17 protein-coding genes are annotated in these 15,134 nt (G+C 72.0%); 9 read left to right on the top strand and 8 right to left on the bottom strand.

Going from position 1 to position 15,134, the window contains the following annotated elements:
• Positions 1 to 95: 95 nt before the first annotated feature.
• Both OHA84_RS22570 and OHA84_RS22565 read left to right on the top strand, forming a co-directional pair.
• Positions 96 to 902 carry a purine-nucleoside phosphorylase gene (locus OHA84_RS22570; RefSeq protein WP_266949447.1) on the top strand — a complete coding sequence of 269 codons (807 nt, stop codon included), beginning with the start codon at positions 96 to 98 and terminating at the stop codon, positions 900 to 902.
• Positions 903 to 946: 44 nt separating this feature from the next.
• Positions 947 to 2,596, top strand: a complete 1,650-nt coding sequence (locus OHA84_RS22565; RefSeq protein ID WP_266949445.1) for a phospho-sugar mutase — start codon at positions 947 to 949, stop codon at positions 2,594 to 2,596.
• A gap of 90 nt (positions 2,597 to 2,686) precedes the next feature.
• On the opposite strand, the gene OHA84_RS22560 is transcribed toward OHA84_RS22565, so the two are convergent.
• Genes OHA84_RS22560 through afsQ1 form a run of 3 tightly spaced genes read right to left on the bottom strand, consistent with a single transcriptional unit; the run spans position 2,687 to position 5,476 of the window.
• On the bottom strand, positions 2,687 to 3,331 hold the full coding sequence (locus OHA84_RS22560) for a GerMN domain-containing protein (protein WP_266949439.1): 645 nt from the start codon (positions 3,329 to 3,331) through the stop codon (positions 2,687 to 2,689).
• Positions 3,315 to 4,745: a HAMP domain-containing sensor histidine kinase gene (locus tag OHA84_RS22555; protein ID WP_234350292.1), complete on the bottom strand. Its 1,431-nt coding sequence runs from the start codon at positions 4,743 to 4,745 to the stop codon at positions 3,315 to 3,317. The genes OHA84_RS22560 and OHA84_RS22555 overlap by 17 nt, the downstream gene beginning before the upstream one ends.
• A 53-nt stretch (positions 4,746 to 4,798) precedes the next feature.
• Positions 4,799 to 5,476 (bottom strand): two-component system response regulator AfsQ1, encoded by a 678-nt coding sequence (afsQ1, locus tag OHA84_RS22550; protein WP_180291024.1) that lies wholly within the window; start codon positions 5,474 to 5,476, stop codon positions 4,799 to 4,801.
• Between the two features lie 171 nt (positions 5,477 to 5,647).
• Here afsQ1 and OHA84_RS22545 point away from each other — a divergent pair, with 171 nt between their 5' ends.
• Positions 5,648 to 6,340, top strand: a complete 693-nt coding sequence (locus OHA84_RS22545; RefSeq protein WP_053682716.1) for a SigE family RNA polymerase sigma factor — start codon at positions 5,648 to 5,650, stop codon at positions 6,338 to 6,340.
• Positions 6,341 to 6,498: 158 nt separating this feature from the next.
• Here OHA84_RS22545 and OHA84_RS22540 read toward each other — a convergent pair whose 3' ends face one another.
• Positions 6,499 to 7,167 (bottom strand): uridine kinase, encoded by a 669-nt coding sequence (locus OHA84_RS22540; RefSeq protein ID WP_078999526.1) that lies wholly within the window; start codon positions 7,165 to 7,167, stop codon positions 6,499 to 6,501.
• A gap of 114 nt (positions 7,168 to 7,281) precedes the next feature.
• Here OHA84_RS22540 and OHA84_RS22535 point away from each other — a divergent pair, with 114 nt between their 5' ends.
• Entirely contained in the window at positions 7,282 to 7,647 is a 366-nt protein-coding gene (locus tag OHA84_RS22535; protein ID WP_053682717.1) for a hypothetical protein, read from the top strand.
• 64 nt (positions 7,648 to 7,711) lie between these two features.
• Here OHA84_RS22535 and OHA84_RS22530 read toward each other — a convergent pair whose 3' ends face one another.
• The 3 genes from OHA84_RS22530 to deoC are packed head-to-tail and all read right to left on the bottom strand — an operon-like array spanning position 7,712 to position 11,005.
• Positions 7,712 to 8,608, bottom strand: coding sequence for an aldehyde dehydrogenase family protein (locus OHA84_RS22530; RefSeq protein ID WP_053682718.1), 897 nt, complete (start codon positions 8,606 to 8,608; stop codon positions 7,712 to 7,714).
• Positions 8,601 to 10,037, bottom strand: coding sequence for an aldehyde dehydrogenase family protein (locus tag OHA84_RS22525; RefSeq protein WP_053682719.1), 1,437 nt, complete (start codon positions 10,035 to 10,037; stop codon positions 8,601 to 8,603). The genes OHA84_RS22530 and OHA84_RS22525 overlap by 8 nt, the downstream gene beginning before the upstream one ends.
• Positions 10,038 to 10,042: 5 nt before the next feature.
• A complete protein-coding gene (gene deoC, locus OHA84_RS22520; protein ID WP_107089336.1) occupies positions 10,043 to 11,005 on the bottom strand; it encodes a deoxyribose-phosphate aldolase in 963 nt (320 codons plus the stop codon).
• Positions 11,006 to 11,260: 255 nt separating this feature from the next.
• Here deoC and OHA84_RS22515 point away from each other — a divergent pair, with 255 nt between their 5' ends.
• From OHA84_RS22515 to OHA84_RS22495, 5 genes are all read left to right on the top strand, one after another.
• Positions 11,261 to 11,968, top strand: a complete 708-nt coding sequence (locus tag OHA84_RS22515) for a hypothetical protein (RefSeq protein WP_266949434.1) — start codon at positions 11,261 to 11,263, stop codon at positions 11,966 to 11,968.
• 114 nt (positions 11,969 to 12,082) lie between these two features.
• On the top strand, positions 12,083 to 12,721 hold the full coding sequence (locus OHA84_RS22510; RefSeq protein ID WP_266949432.1) for a class F sortase: 639 nt from the start codon (positions 12,083 to 12,085) through the stop codon (positions 12,719 to 12,721).
• A 25-nt stretch (positions 12,722 to 12,746) separates the two neighbouring features.
• Complete coding sequence (locus OHA84_RS22505) at positions 12,747 to 13,385, top strand: PH domain-containing protein (protein ID WP_053682722.1); 639 nt, start codon at positions 12,747 to 12,749, stop codon at positions 13,383 to 13,385.
• 64 nt (positions 13,386 to 13,449) lie between these two features.
• Positions 13,450 to 14,004: a VanZ family protein gene (locus OHA84_RS22500; RefSeq protein ID WP_053682723.1), complete on the top strand. Its 555-nt coding sequence runs from the start codon at positions 13,450 to 13,452 to the stop codon at positions 14,002 to 14,004.
• 39 nt (positions 14,005 to 14,043) lie between these two features.
• A complete protein-coding gene (locus tag OHA84_RS22495) occupies positions 14,044 to 14,256 on the top strand; it encodes a PspC domain-containing protein (protein WP_053682724.1) in 213 nt (70 codons plus the stop codon).
• Positions 14,257 to 14,274: 18 nt separating this feature from the next.
• On the opposite strand, the gene OHA84_RS22490 is transcribed toward OHA84_RS22495, so the two are convergent.
• On the bottom strand, positions 14,275 to 15,045 hold the full coding sequence (locus tag OHA84_RS22490; RefSeq protein ID WP_053682725.1) for a hypothetical protein: 771 nt from the start codon (positions 15,043 to 15,045) through the stop codon (positions 14,275 to 14,277).
• Positions 15,046 to 15,134: the final 89 nt, after the last annotated feature.

The following is a 15,134-nucleotide window of genomic DNA, read 5'->3' as shown; positions in this document are numbered from 1 at the left end:
TCCGGGACGATTCGGCGGAAACGACAAAGCAACGATCCGAACACCGTGAGCTGCGCCATCTACGCGCGTAGGCCATCAGCGGTTACGCTCGTCCGGTGAACGCATCTGTTACCGACCCCTTCGCCGACGCCACCGCCGCAGCCGCCCGCCTGCGTGAGCTGACCGGCGCCGAAACCCACGATGTCGCCCTCGTCATGGGCTCCGGCTGGGCCCCCGCCGCAGAGGCGCTCGGTGCGCCCGAGGCCGAATTCCCCGTCACCGAGCTGCCCGGCTTCCCGCCGCCCGCGGTCGAGGGCCACGGCGGCAAGATCCGCTCGTACAAGATCGGCGACAAGCGCGCGCTGCTCTTCCTCGGCCGGACCCACTACTACGAGGGCCGCGGCGTCGCCGCCGTCGCCCACGGCGTCCGTACCGCCGTGGCCGCCGGTTGCAAGACCGTCGTCCTGACCAACGGCTGTGGCGGTCTGCGCGAGGGCATGAAGCCCGGCCAGCCCGTCCTGATCAGCGACCACCTGAACCTCACCGCCACCTCGCCGATCGTCGGCGCCAACTTCGTGGACCTCACCGACCTCTACTCGCCTCGCCTGCGCGCGATGTGCAAGGAGATCGACGAGACCCTCGAAGAGGGCGTCTACGTCCAGTTCCCCGGCCCGCACTACGAGACCCCGGCCGAGATCAACATGATCCGCGTCATGGGTGCCGACCTGGTCGGCATGTCCACCGTGCTGGAGGCCATCGCCGCCCGTGAGGCCGGCGCCGAGGTGCTCGGGATCTCCCTGGTCACCAACCTGGCGGCGGGCATCTCCGGCGAGCCCCTCAACCACGAAGAGGTGCTCCAGGCCGGCCGTGACTCGGCCGCGCGCATGGGCAAGCTGCTGACCCAGGTCCTCGCCCGCATCTGAGCGGGGACAGCCACCGGCACCGTACGAGAGGTAAGGCGGAAGTAGTGCAGGAACAGGACGACCTGATCACCCGGGCGCAGGCCTGGCTGGCGGAGGACCCGGACCCGGAGACCGCGGCCGAGCTGCGCGCGCTCGTCGAGGCCGGGGACACCGCGGAGCTCGCGGACCGGTTCTCCGGCATGCTCCAGTTCGGCACCGCCGGACTGCGCGGCGAGCTGGGCGCGGGTCCGATGCGGATGAACCGCAACGTGGTCATCCGGGCCGCGGCGGGTCTGGCGGCCTACCTGAAGGCCCAGGGTCACGACGGCGGCCTGGTCGTCGTCGGCTACGACGCGCGGTACAAGTCCGCGGACTTCGCCCGTGACACCGCCGCCGTGATGGTCGGCGCCGGGCTGCGCGCGGCCGTACTGCCGCGTCCGCTGCCGACGCCCGTCCTCGCGTTCGCCATACGGCAGCTGGGCGCCGTCGCCGGCGTCGAGGTGACCGCGAGCCACAACCCCCCGCGGGACAACGGCTACAAGGTCTACCTCGGCGACGGTTCCCAGATCGTCTCGCCGGCGGACACCGGGATCGCCGCGGAGATCGACGCGATCGTCGCGCTCGCGGACGTGCCGCGTCCGGAGTCCGGCTGGGAGGACCTCGGCGACGAGGTCCTGGAGGCCTACCTGGCCCGTACGGACGAGGTCCTGACCCCCGGCTCCCCCCGGGGTGTGCGGACCGTCTACACGGCCATGCACGGTGTCGGCAAGGACGTCGTGCTGGCCGCCTTCGCCCGGCACGGCTTCCCGACGCCCGTGCTCGTCGCCGAGCAGGCGGAGCCGGACCCGGCCTTCCCGACGGTCGCCTTCCCGAACCCGGAGGAGCCCGGCGCGATGGACCTGTCCTTCGCGACGGCCGCCGAGGCGAACCCGGACATCGTGATCGCGAACGACCCCGACGCGGACCGCCTCGCGGTGGCCGTCCCCACCGACGACGGCGGCTGGCGGATGCTGCGCGGCGACGAGGTCGGCGCGCTGCTGGCGGCCCACCTCGTCCACAAGGGCGCCCGGGGCGTCTTCGCCGAGTCGATCGTCTCGTCCAGCCTGCTGGGCCGGATCGCGGAGGCGGCGGGCGTCGGCTACGAGGAGACCCTGACGGGCTTCAAGTGGATCGCCCGCGTGGAGGGCCTGCGCTACGGCTACGAGGAGGCGCTCGGCTACTGCGTGGACCCCGAGGGGGTCCGCGACAAGGACGGCGTCACCGCCGCCCTGCTGGTGGCGGAGCTGGCCTCGGAGCTCAAGGAGCAGGACCGTACCCTGTCCGACCTGCTGGACGACCTGGCGCTGGCCCACGGCCTGCACGCCACCGACCAGCTGTCGGTCCGCGTCTCGGACCTGTCGGTCATCGCCTCGGCGATGGCACGGCTGCGCGCGGAGCCGCCGACGTCCCTGGCGGGCCTGCGCGTCGTCACCGCGGAGGACCTGAGCCGGGGCACGGAGTCCCTCCCGCCGACGGACGGCCTGCGGTACCACCTCGACGGTGACCACAAGGCCCGGGTGATCGTCCGCCCGTCGGGCACGGAGCCGAAGCTGAAGTGCTACCTGGAGGTCGTGGTCCCGGTGGCGGAAGCCTCCGACCTGGCCCCGGCCCGCGCCCGCGGCCAGGAGATCCTGGACGCGATCAAGAAGGACTTCTCGGCGGCGGCGGGCATCTAGCCCGCCCGTCCGCGCCTCGCACGACGGCCCCCGGAGTTTGCGCTCCGGGGGCCGTCGTGTCGTCCGGGCCGGGCCGGCCGTTCGGATCGCCTACGGGGTCGGGGACGGCTTCGGCGTCGTCGACGGCCGGACCACGTCCCCCAGGGTCGCCACCGACTCCGGGCGGGAGCGCACGGCCTCGCCGCACTCCCAGGCGCGCGGCGGATCCGCGTCCGGGCCGCCCAGCACCACCGGGCCGGGCCCCGCCGACACCGCGTCGCTGTCGGCCAGCGTGCACACCAGCTGGGACAGCGCCACCGGCGGCAGGTCCTCCGGCTTGCGGCTCAAGCGCACCGTGCCGGTCGGGTCGCCCGCGCGCGCCGCCGCCACCTGGAGCCCCTCCGGTACCCCGGTCGTGAAACCGGCGTCCCGTTCCGCCGCCGACGGTTCCTTCTCCAGCGCCTCCAGGAGCGCCTGCGCGGCCAGGACCAGCGGGTCGCGTACCGGCCGCTTCTCGGGCACCGGGATCACCCGCTCGACGTTGACCAGCTGCGATCCGCACACCAGCGCCACCGTGGCGCGGAACCCCTGTACCCCGCTCTGGCCGCCCGCCTGCTCGGGGGTGTCGCAGGACACCCGCGAGGGCGCGGCCCCGACGTCCACGGGTACGGTCGTGGCCCGGATCCCGCACCCGCAGGCGCCGGTCAGCAACACGCCGAGGGCGATGCCCGCGAGGGCCCTACGCGTCCGCGTCACGGATGACCGCCTTCCCCACGTCCACCGGCAGCCGCAGCGTGAACTGCGCCCCGCCGTCGGCCCCGTTGGCGGCGCTGATGTCGCCGCCGTGAATGTGCGCGTTCTCCATCGCGATCGACAGGCCCAATCCACTGCCGTCGGACTTGGGACGCGACGCGCTCGCCTTGTAGAAGCGGTCGAAGACGTGCGGGAGGACCTCTTCGGGAATGCCCGGCCCGTTGTCCTTGACCACGATCACCAGCCACTCCCCGTCGACGGCCAGCGACACCCGCACCGGCGAACCGCCGTGCTTGAGCGCGTTGCCGATCAGGTTGGCCAGGATCACGTCGAGACGCCGCGGGTCGAGTCGCGCCACGATCCCGCGCTCCGCGTCGAGTTCGACGGCGTCGAGCCAGGCCCGGGCGTCGATGCACGCCGTGACCTGGTCGGCGACGTTCACGTCGTCCAGCACCAGGCGGGCCGTCCCCGCGTCGAAGCGGGTGACCTCCATCAGGTTCTCGACCAGCACGTTGAGCCGCCGGGTCTCACTGACCACCAGGGCCACCGCCGGCGCGATCATCGGATCGAGGTCGTCGACCTCCTCCTCCAGCACCTCCGCGACCGCCGTCAGCGCCGTCAGCGGCGTACGCAGCTCGTGGGACATGTCCGCGACGAACCGCCGGCTGGACTCCTCCCGCGCGCTCATGTCCGCCACCTTCTTCTCCAGCGCCTCCGCCGTCTTGTTGAAGGTGTGCGCCAGGTCGGCGAGTTCGTCGGTCCCCGACACGTCCAGCCGGTGGTCCAACTCCCCTTCGCCCAGCCGTCGCGCCGCGTCCCCCAGCCGCTGCACGGGCCTCAGCACGGTGCGCGCCGCGGCCTGGGCGAGCAGCGCGGAGCACAGCAGCGCCAGTCCCGTCGCGATCGTCAGCGACCAGCCCAGCGCGTTCAGGTCGTCCCGCTCCTGCGCCAGCGACTTGTACATGTAGCCCGTCGGGCCGCCGCCCACGATCCGCGTCCCGCCGACCAGGTACGGATTACCGCGCGGCTTCGTGCGCTGCCAGTACATGTGGTAGTCGGCGTCGTTGGCGGCCGTCGCCTTCTGCCGGTCGTTCACCGCGTTCTGCAGGGACTTCGGCACGTCGTCCAGCCCGAAGGTGTCCGGGCCCGCGGCGCCGAACACCTTGCGGCCGTCCTTGCGTTCGTCCACCAGCAGCACGCTGTAACCGGGGCTGCTCCCCGCCATCAACTCGGCGGTGCGCTGCATCTCGGCGGGCGTCGGATCGCCGGGCAGCGCGGCGGCACGGTTCTGCATCTCCTGGCGGAAGTCCCCGAGCGCCGCGTCCTGGGTGCGGGTGAGCACCGCCTCGCGGTTCAGCCAGTACGCGATGCCGGAGGCGGAGACGGCGGCCGTCAGCGCCACCAGCGAGAACACCATGAGGAGCCGCAGCCGCAGGCTGGTCCAGCGCCGGCCCGCGAACAGGGCTCTGATCACTGCGGGGAGTCCAACCGGTAGCCGACGCCCCGAACGGTACGGATCAGCGTGGGTGAGGACGGCACTTCCTCCACCTTGGCGCGCAACCGCTGAACGCAGGCGTCGACGAGGCGCGAGTCACCGAGGTAGTCGTGCTCCCAGACCAGCCGCAGCAACTGCTGCCGGGACAGGGCCTGACCGGGCCGGCGGCTGAGTTCCAGCAGCAGGCGCAGTTCGGTCGGCGTCAGCTGGAGGTCCTCGCCGTTCTTCGTCACCGTCATCGCCGCCCGGTCGATGACCAGGGACCCGAAGACCGCGGAGTCGCTCGCCTCCCGCTCGCCGCGGCGCAACACGGCCCGGATGCGGGCGTCGAGCACCCGGCCCTGGACGGGCTTGACCACGTAGTCGTCGGCACCCGACTCCAGGCCCACCACGACGTCGATGTCGTCGCTGCGGGCGGTGAGCAGGATGATCGGCAGCTGGTCGGTGCGGCGGATCCGCCGGCACACCTCGAAGCCGTCGATCCCGGGCAGCATCACATCCAGCACGATCAGGTCCGGCCGCTGCTCGCGCAGCAGTTTCAGGCCGTCCTCGCCCGTCGCCGCGGTGGCCACACGGTGGCCCTGGCGTGACAGGGAAAGTTCGAGGGCCGTGCGGATGGCGTCGTCGTCCTCGATCAGCAACAGGAAAGGCACGGGCTCATTCTGTCCCATCAGCCGTTGGGACTTCGACAGTCCTGAGGTGGAGATCGCTCACAGGTCCCTGTGACAGGCCTGTGACAGTCGAAGGACAACCCGGTTATCTCCGCCGGGCAGTCTTCATACCAACGAACGGACCGAAGCAGACTCCACGACGGGGGGCGCGAGATGAACACGCTGCACAGCACCACGACCAGCGCGGTTGTCACGCGGCTGCACGATGTGAACCGCCGGGCGGGTGTCCGTACGGCGACGGTCGCCCGTCAGCGACCGACGCACCCTGTAGCCATCGACGCGAACACGTACCAGGCGGTTCCCGCCGCACGGATCCCGTCCTCCTCGGAGGCCGAGTTCACGGCGTACGTCCAGGAGCGGCGGGCCGCCCTCTACGCGACGGCCTTCCACCTCACCGGCGACCGCCACGAGGCCGAGGACCTGCTCCAGAGCGCGTTGTTCTCCACCTACCGCGCCTGGGACCGGATCAGCGACAAGGCCGCCGTCGGCGGTTACCTGCGGCGCACGATGACGAACCTGCACATCAGCGCCTGGCGTCGGCGGAAGCTGAACGAGTACCCGACCGAGGAACTGCCGGAGACGGCCTCCGACACGGACGCGATGCGCGGCACGGAGCTGCGCACGGTGCTGTGGCAGGCCTTGACCCGCATCCCGGAGCCGCAGCGCACGATGCTGGTGTTGCGGTACTACGAGGGCCGCACGGACCCGGAGATCGCGGAGATCCTGGGCATCAGCGTCGGCACGGTGAAGTCGAGCATCTGGCGGTCGCTGCGGCGCCTGCGGGACGACGAGGCGCTGAGCTTCGGCCGCGACGAGTCGGACTCGTTCGGCGAGCTCGTCGCCTGACAGAGACCAACGGGGGTTGGACCACGGGGCCGGGGGGCCCGTCCTGCGGGGGTGGGGCGGGGGTCACGGGGGGAGAGAAGGCGGGATCAAGCGGCCGGGGGTCCGCGTGATCCCGCCTTTTCGCATGCGCGTGTACGGGTGCCCGAGTCGGGCGGGGGTTACGCCGGGGCGGCGGCGCGGTGGCGGCCGGCGGCGCAGGCGGCCAGCCTGCCCAACGCCTCGTCGCGGCCGCAGGCATGGGCGCCGAGAGCGGTGTGCCGGGCGACGATGCCCCGCTCGGCCCGCATCAACCGCCAGCCCCTGCGCAGCAGGAACGGCAGGGACTTGCGGCCTTCGCGCAGGTCCCGGGCGAGGCGCCGCCGGAAGGTCGTCGAGGGTCGCCCGCGCAGGCAGATCGCGTCGGCGAGCAGCCCCAGTTCCTGGCAGCGCGCCACGATGTCCGCCGCGAAGATGCCCTCGGCGATGAACAGGGGGGTCCGCGCTATGTCCAGGGTCTCGGTCCCGGTCCGCGAGGAGGTGGCGATCGAGTACGTCGGGACCTCGGTCCGGCCCACCGCGCAGAGCCGGGTGATGGCGGCGACCGCCTCCCGCGCGTCCCACGACAGCGGGGAGTCCCAGTCGATGTCGGAGCTGCCCTCGACCAGGGGGAGGGTCGGGTCGTCCGCCTCCTTGTAGAAGTCGTCCAGGCGCAGCACGGGCAACCCGGAGCGGGCCGCGAGCGAGGACTTGCCGGAGCCCGAGGGTCCGGTCAGCAGCACGACACGCGTTGGCAGAGGAGAGGAACAGCTCACGGGACACCAGTGTGAACCATGACCTGCGGTATCGATACATCGGCGACGTGCCCTGCGAGCACTCTCACACCCGCGCGGCCGGTTGGTGTCGACACCCGCACCTGCACTACGCTGCGTGCGCACGCGACTACGACCACAGGCGGGATCCTCATGGCACGTCACGCAGCCCCCGGCAACGGCGCCGGCACTCGCGCCCTTCGCGGCGCGGGCCTCACCCTGACCATGGCCGGCGCGGCCCTGGCGATGGCGGCGGGGGGCGCACAGGCCGGCGAACTCTCGGTACCGGCGGCCCTGGCGGGCGTCGCCGACCCGATCTCCAACCTCAAGGTGAACCCGCTCGCCCACACCGGCGTGGACCCGCTCGACAACGGCGTGGCCACCAAGATCGCGGACTTCCCGTCGGTCGGCACGGGCATGGTCACCGGAGTGCTGACCCAGGGCCCCTCGGTCGGTGAACTCCCCACCGCGGCGGCGTCCTCGCTGCTCGGGCCGCTGCTCCCGGCGGCGGGCAAGTAGGCGCGCGGGTACGGGAAGGCCCCGGCAGCACGGGGGTCGCTGCCGGGGCCGGTCCGAGGGCGGGCTAGTAGGACGAGCCGCCCGAGCCGAGCGAACCCGTGGGGTGCCAGACCGTCTTGGTCTCCAGGAACGCCGTCAGGCGGGAGGTGCCCGGGTCGGCCGTCCAGTCGTCCACAGGCTGTGGACGCAGCACGCGCTTGAGGTTGTCGGCCGCCGCGATCTCCAGCTCCTTGGCCAGCGCCACGTCGGCGCCCGCCAGGTCGATGGCGTTGACGTCCTGGTGGGACGCCAGGTGCGGGCCCATCTCGCCGGCCTTGCCGGACAGGATGTTGACCACGCCGCCGGGCAGGTCGGAGGTGGCCAGCACCTCGCCCAGGGACAGCGCGGGCAGCGGGGACTTCTCGCTCGCGATGACGACCGCGGTGTTGCCCGTGGCGATCACCGGGGCGATCACGGAGATCAGGCCCAGGAACGATGAGTCCTGCGGGGCGACGACCGTGACCACACCGGTCGGCTCCGGGGTGGACAGGTTGAAGAACGGGCCCGCGACCGGGTTGGCCCCGCCCACGACCTGGCCGATCTTGTCTGTCCAGCCCGCGTACCAGACCCAGCGGTCGATCGCCGCGTCCACGACGGCCGCGGCCTTCGACTTCGACAGCCCCTCGGCCTCGCCGACCTCGCGGACGAACTGCTCGCGGCGGCCCTCCAGCATCTCGGCGACGCGGTAGAGGACCTGGCCGCGGTTGTACGCGGTCGCGCCGGCCCAGCCGCCGAAGGCCTTGCGGGCGGCGACGACCGCGTCACGGGCGTCCTTGCGGGAGGACAACGGCGCGTTGGCCAGCCACTTGCCCTTGGAGTCGGTCACTTCGTACACCCGGCCGCTCTCGGAGCGGGGGAACTTCCCCCCGACGTACAGCTTGTAGGTCTTGAAGACACTGAGGCGGTTCTGCTGCTCAGACATCGAGGTAGCCCTCCAGGCCGTGACGGCCGCCTTCGCGCCCGAAGCCCGACTCCTTGTAGCCGCCGAAGGGCGAGGTCGGGTCGAACTTGTTGAACGTGTTGGCCCAGACGACGCCCGCGCGGAGCTTGTTGGCGACCGCGAGGATCCGCGAACCCTTCTCCGTCCAGATGCCGGCGGACAGGCCGTACTGGGTGTTGTTGGCCTTGGCGACGGCCTCGTCGGGCGTACGGAACGTCAGCACGGACAGCACCGGGCCGAAGATCTCGTCGCGGGCGACGGTGTGCGCCTGGGTGACGTTCGTGAAGAGCGTCGGGGCGAACCAGTAGCCGGCGGACGGGAGTTCGCAGGCCGGGGACCAGCGCTCGGCGCCCTCGGCCTCGCCGGTCTCGGCGAGCGCGGTGATCCGGGCGAGCTGCTCGGCGGAGTTGATCGCGCCGATGTCGGTGTTCTTGTCGAGCGGGTCGCCCAGGCGCAGCGAGGAGAGGCGGCGCTTGAGCGAGTCCAGCAGCTCGTCGTGGATCGACTCCTGGACCAGCAGGCGCGAGCCCGCGCAGCAGACCTGGCCCTGGTTGAAGAAGATGCCGGTGACGATGCCCTCGACGGCCTGGTCGATCGGGGCGTCGTCGAAGACGATGTTGGCGCCCTTGCCGCCCAGCTCCAGGGTGACCTTCTTGTCGGTGCCGGCGACGTGGCGGGCGATCTTCTTGCCGACCGCGGTCGAGCCGGTGAAGGCGACCTTGTTGACGTCCGGGTGCTCGACGAGGGCCGCACCCGCGTCGCCGTACCCGGTGAGGATGTTGACGACACCCTTGGGCAGGCCCGCCTGGCGGCAGATGTCCGCGAAGAAGAGCGCGGACAGCGGGGTGGTCTCGGCGGGCTTCAGCACGACCGTGTTGCCGGTGGCGAGCGCCGGGGCGATCTTCCAGGCGAGCATCAGCAGCGGGAAGTTCCACGGGATGACCTGGCCGGCCACGCCGAGGGGGCGCGGGTTCGCGCCGTAGCCGGCGTGGTCGAGCTTGTCGGCCCAGCCCGCGTAGTAGAAGAAGTGCGCGGCGACCAGCGGGAGGTCCGCGTCGCGGGTCTCCCGGATCGGCTTGCCGTTGTCCAGGGTCTCCAGGACGGCCAGCTCGCGGCTGCGCTCCTGGATGATCCGGGCGATGCGGAAGAGGTACTTGGCGCGCTCAGAGCCGGGCAGCGCGGACCACTTCTCGAAGGCCTTGCGGGCGGCCTTGACGGCGCGGTCCACGTCGGCGGCGCCGGCCTGGGCCACCTCGGCCAGGACCTCCTCGGAGGACGGCGAGACGGTCTTGAAGACCTTGCCGTCGGCGGCCTCGGTGAACTCGCCGTCGATGAAGAGCCCGTAGGACGGGGCGATGTCGACGACCGAGCGGGACTCGGGGGCGGGTGCGTACTCGAAAAGGGATGCCATGGTGATCAGTCCACCGTCACGTAGTCGGGACCGGAGTAACGGCCGGTGCTCAGCTTCTGGCGCTGCATCAGCAGGTCGTTGAGCAGGCTGGAGGCGCCGAAGCGGAACCAGTGGTTGCTCAGCCAGTCCTCGCCCGCGGTCTCGTTGACCAGGACCAGGAACTTGATCGCGTCCTTGGTCGTGCGGATGCCGCCGGCCGGCTTCACGCCGATCTGGATCCCGGTCTGCGCCTTGAAGTCGCGGACGGCTTCGAGCATGAGCAGGGTGTTGGCGGGGGTGGCGTTCACCCCGACCTTGCCGGTGGACGTCTTGATGAAGTCGGCGCCGGCCATCATGCCGATCCAGGAGGCCCGACGGATGTTGTCGTACGTCGACAGCTCACCGGTCTCGAAGATGACCTTGAGGCGCGCGGCGGTGCCGTCGGGGCGGACGCAGGCCTCCTTGACGGAGCGGATCAGCTCGTACGTGTCCAGGTAGCGGCCGGCGAGGAAGGCGCCACGGTCGATGACCATGTCGATCTCGTCGGCGCCGGCGGCGACGGCGTCGGCCGTGTCCGCGAGCTTCACGGGCAGGGCGGCACGGCCGGCGGGGAACGCCGTGGCGACGGACGCCACCTTGACGTCGGCGCCGTTCAGCGCCGCCTTGGCGGTGGCCACCATGTCGGGATAGACGCAGACCGCGGCGGTCATGGGCGTCGTACGGTCGGTCGGATCGGGGTGGACGGCCTTGTTGGACAGCGCCCGGACCTTGCCCGGGGTGTCCGCACCCTCGAGCGTCGTCAGGTCGATCATCGAGATGGCCAGGTCGATGGCATAGGCCTTGGCCGTCGTCTTGATCGAGCGGGTGCCGAGGGAGGCCGCGCGGGCCTCCAGTCCGACTGCGTCTACGCCGGGCAGCCCGTGCAGGAAGCGGCGCAGCGCGCTGTCGGACGTCGTCACGTCAGCGAATGCGGTGAGGGTGGTGGGCATGGTCACCACATGAGCATATCTACGCGCGTAGCGACCTGTCACCCCCCTCCCCCGAATCAACCGAAAACGCATGCGGCCGCCGAACGACCGCGCGTCGTGACGATCCGGTGACAGGAACAGGATCGTCCGACCGCAGAAGATCCATAGATTTCTCTTCAGCAGCCCGCCACACCTGACCCGGTGAACCAGACCGACCAGACTCAACGCGGCATGCGACTCTCCTCCACTTTCCTCACCCACGCTTCAGGAGTCGTTATGCGTACCGCCCTCCGCACCTCGATCGTCACCGCCGCCCTCGCCGGCGCGCTCCTCGCTCCCGCCGCCGGCGCGTTCGCCGCGCCCGCTCCCCAGGCCGTCACCGCGGTGTCCGGGACCACGTCGGGCAGCGACCGCTACGCCGGGGAGCTGGTCCTCGTGGCCGACGGCGTGCTGGCGGTGCTGCGGAACGAGTCCGAGGGCCCCGAGGTGTGGCTGCGCGCCGTCGGCCCGGACTGGAAGCCCTCGGACGGCTGGGCGGGCCACGTGTACGAGGTGCTGAACCGCACGCACACCGCCGCCACGATCGACGGGTCCACGTTCACGCTGGTCAAGGCGGACACCGCGGCCCCCTCGCTGACCGTCCGCGGGCCGGCGGGCACGAGCAGCCACCCGCTGCCGAAGGGCAAGCCGTCCACCGAGCCGTCCACGAAGCCGTCGGCCGAGCCCTCCGCGAAGCCCTCCGCCAAGCCGACCGTCGTGTCCTCCGCGAAGCCCTCGGCCGCGGCGGGCGTCACCACGAAGACCGACGTGAAGGCGCAGACGGCGGTCGTCCCCCGGGGCGCGGTCGCCGCGGGCGCGGAGATCTCCACCGCGGACACGGACGACAGCAGCACCGTCGCGGCCGGCGCCGGCCTCGTGGCGATCTTCGCCGCGCTCGGCGCGGCGGCGATGCACCTCTCCCGCCGTTCCCGCGGCCGCGCCTGATCGCCGCCGATCCCCTCGTCACACACGCCGTCCGGCGGGTCACCTTCACGGTGGCCCGCCGGACGGCGTTCCCTTCCCGCCCGCGCCACACCGGCCCGTTCCCGGAGCACCTCCATGGCCCATCGCGTCCGCCCCCTGCTCGCCGCCGCCCTCCTCGCGCCCGTCGCCCTGGCCGCCCTGACCGGCTGCGGCGCTTCCGCACGCCCCGCCGGAGCGGCCGCCGCACCGCCGCCGCACATCGCGGCGACGCCCGCGCGGGACGCCTCGACGACGTCCGCCGCGCCGGCGGCCGCCGCGCCGCTGCCCGCCTCGGAGCCCGTCCGGGTACGGATCCCCGCGGCCGGTGTCGACACCTCCCCCGTGCTCCGCCTGGGGCTGGAGCGCGACGGCACCGTCCAGGTGCCCTCCGTCGCCGACGGGGACAAGATCGGCTGGTACACCAAGGGCGTCACCCCGGGGCAGACCGGTCCCGCCGTGCTGATCGGCCACTTCGACACCGCGCGCGGCCCGGCCGTGCTCAAGGACGTCTCCAAGGTCCACGTCGGCGACGAGATCACCGTGTCCCGCGCGGACGGCGGCTCCGCCGTCTTCCGGGTGCGCGAGTTGGAACAGGTCGACAAGAAGAGCTTCCCCACCGCCAAGGTGTACGGGAACACCACCCGCCCGGAGCTGCGCGTCGTCACCTGCGGCGGCGAGATCACCGACGGCCACCGCCCCGACAACATCATCCTGTACGCCGATCTCGTGGGGTGAGACGGCGTGAGGCACAATCGGGCGCATGAGCAGCCAGCAACCCCCTGACGAGCCGGTGTACGACGACCGGGTCTACCGCTCGCCCATGGCCATCGTCACGGGCGTGCTGATGCTCGGGCTGGTCGCCTGGCTCTGCGGGGACGCGGTCCTGCGCGGGGAGGGGGGCACGCGGTGGGTGGCGCTGGCCATCGCCGTGTGCGCCGTGCCGCTCGTCGTGGCGTTCACCATCCGGCCCGCCGTCTTCGCCAACGACGACCGCATGCGGGTGCGCAATCCCTTCCGCGTGATCGAACTGCCCTGGGCGGCCGTGGACACCGTGCGCGCCGGCTACTCGGCCGAGGTGCTGGCGGAGGGTTCCACCTACCAGCTGTGGTCCGTGCCGGTCTCGTTGCGCGAGCGGAAGAAGGCGCAGCGTCCCTACAGTCGGCGCGGCGGTCTGACCGGCAAGGGGCTGTCCCCGGACCAGGGGAGGGCCGGCGCGGCGGTCGACGGGCCGCAGCGGGCGGGCGCCGACAAGGTCGTGGACGAGCTGCGGGAACTGGCCGAGCGCGGGGCCTCGCGCGCGGGGGCGCGGGGCGACGTGAGCGTGCGGTGGTCGTTCGAGATCATCGCGCCCGCCGTGATCGGCGCGGTCGCGCTGATCGTGCTGCTCGCCACCGGCTGAAACGTGGCGCAGTCGCTCGCGAACCGCCGGAACCACCGCTACCGGGGCCTGCGTCCTCGCTGGTGTGCAGCGTCATGAGGGCGGCGGCAGCGCCGCCATAGATCTTCGGCTCCGGCTCCTGGGCGGGGCCCTGCTGGCCGCCCATCTCCTCGTCGTCGGCTGGTTGAGCCTGCGGCCGTTGGACGTTCCCTGGGCGGCGGCCGCGAACCTGTCCCCGCTGGAGGGGATCCGGGCGGACCTCGCGTACGGACCGTTGGAGGCGGCCTGCCGGATCGGCAAGGGGTTGGCCCTGCTGGCTCCGCTCGGGGTGCTGTTGCCGTTGACCGGCGGGCGGCTCGCGCCGTCACCGCTGGCCGCGTGGGCCTCGCTGGCCCGGACGGCGGCGGCGGGGGCGTTGGTGTCGCTGAGCATCCTGATGTTGCAGACGGCGGTTCCGGGTCAGGTGGTCGACGTGGACTCGCTGTTGTTGAACACGGCCGGGGTGCTGATCGCGCACGCGACGGTGGTGCCGGCCCTGAGGGCTCGCCTGAGGCGTTCTCAGGGGCACACCCCGAGAATCACCAGGGTCGACCTCGGCCCCTGGACCGAGGTTTTGTCGGCGGTTCCCCGCGAGTATTGAGGCATCGCAGGAAAGCGATCCCATACGAAGGAGAATCCCATGAGCGCGATTACCCGCCCCCGTGACGGACGGATGATCGGTGGCGTCTGTGCCGGTCTCGCGCAGCGTTTCGGAATCAAGGCGAGGACGATGCGGATCATCTTCGTCCTGTCGTGCCTGCTGCCGGGTCCGCAGTTCCTGATCTACCTGGCGCTGTGGGTGCTCCTGCCGAACCAGAAGCACGCCGCCGGTTCCGCCCACACCGCCTGGTAGTCCGTTCCGCCGGTTCGATCAGGCCGCCCGCTGGACCTTCTCCAGCTGCTTGTCCGCCACTTCCCGGGGGACCTGCGCCTTCTTCTCGGCGGCGGCCACGTTCAGGGCCATGAGCCGTACGACGGTGTCGCCCTCGCGCACGACCACCAGATGGACCTGGGCGGAGACGCCCTGGGCGGCGGCGGTCGTGGTCCAGCTGACGCTCTCGTCCCCGCCGGTCTCGTAGGCGACGGGCTTCACGTCGCGGTAGCTGCCGGTCTGCTTCTGCACGGTGGCCGCGAAGCCGGAACCGCATGCGGCGACGGCGTCGCGCAGGCGGGACATGAGCCGCTTGGCGTCCTTCTCCGCGTAGGAGCTGACGGAGGCGGAGACGGCGAGGCCGACCTGCTTCTGGGAGCCGACGCCCCGGTTGACGGTTTCCCGTGCGGCCGGGTCGGGCTTGTCGCCCATGATGTCGGCGAGCGGCTGGCAGGGCTTCCTGTCGGCTTGCGGCTGGCCGTCGGGGGCGTTCGGGTTCTTGCCCTGGGCGGAGATCTGGTAGCCGGCGAGGTCGCCCTGTTCGAGGGCCGACCGTTCCAGTCCGCTGCCGCCCTTCTTCGGCGCGGCCGAGCCGGCGGGGGCTCCGGGGGCGCCCGAGGACGGGTTCGGGGCCGAGGCGGAGCCCTTGGGGTCCGGGGCCTTGTCGGCCTCCGGGGTGCCCTTACCGCTGCAACCCACCGCTCCGAGAAGGAGGGCGGGGAGCAGTGCGGCCGTGGCCGCTCCGAGCTTGACTGGTGCCTTCAGGCGCATGACCGATGACCTCATACCGCGTGCGTTGGCGGGCAGTTGACGGCGATCGTGGCACACGACGCGACGTGGCGCACACCTGCTCGCAGCGG

This window comes from Streptomyces sp. NBC_00513 (assembly GCF_041431415.1).
GTDB lineage: Bacteria > Actinomycetota > Actinomycetes > Streptomycetales > Streptomycetaceae > Streptomyces.
The sequence above is the reverse complement of the archived record's forward strand: the minus strand, read 5'-3'. Positions and strand labels throughout refer to the sequence as shown.

Bases quoted from the DNA above. Each gene is read 5' to 3' on its own strand.
- OHA84_RS22555 (WP_234350292.1), bottom strand. From the start codon at position 4,745: ATGGTGTTCTCGCTGGTGGCGCTGACGGCCGCCGTCTCCGCCTCCGGC.
- OHA84_RS22545 (WP_053682716.1), top strand. From the start codon at position 5,648: ATGAACACGCTGCACAGCACCACGACCAGCGCGGTTGTCACGCGGCTG.
- OHA84_RS22535 (WP_053682717.1), top strand. From the start codon at position 7,282: ATGGCACGTCACGCAGCCCCCGGCAACGGCGCCGGCACTCGCGCCCTT.
- OHA84_RS22530 (WP_053682718.1), bottom strand. From the start codon at position 8,608: ATGTCTGAGCAGCAGAACCGCCTCAGTGTCTTCAAGACCTACAAGCTG.
- OHA84_RS22525 (WP_053682719.1), bottom strand. From the start codon at position 10,037: ATGGCATCCCTTTTCGAGTACGCACCCGCCCCCGAGTCCCGCTCGGTC.
- deoC (WP_107089336.1), bottom strand. From the start codon at position 11,005: ATGCCCACCACCCTCACCGCATTCGCTGACGTGACGACGTCCGACAGC.
- OHA84_RS22515 (WP_266949434.1), top strand. From the start codon at position 11,261: ATGCGTACCGCCCTCCGCACCTCGATCGTCACCGCCGCCCTCGCCGGC.
- OHA84_RS22510 (WP_266949432.1), top strand. From the start codon at position 12,083: ATGGCCCATCGCGTCCGCCCCCTGCTCGCCGCCGCCCTCCTCGCGCCC.
- OHA84_RS22505 (WP_053682722.1), top strand. From the start codon at position 12,747: ATGAGCAGCCAGCAACCCCCTGACGAGCCGGTGTACGACGACCGGGTC.
- OHA84_RS22495 (WP_053682724.1), top strand. From the start codon at position 14,044: ATGAGCGCGATTACCCGCCCCCGTGACGGACGGATGATCGGTGGCGTC.
- OHA84_RS22490 (WP_053682725.1), bottom strand. From the start codon at position 15,045: ATGCGCCTGAAGGCACCAGTCAAGCTCGGAGCGGCCACGGCCGCACTG.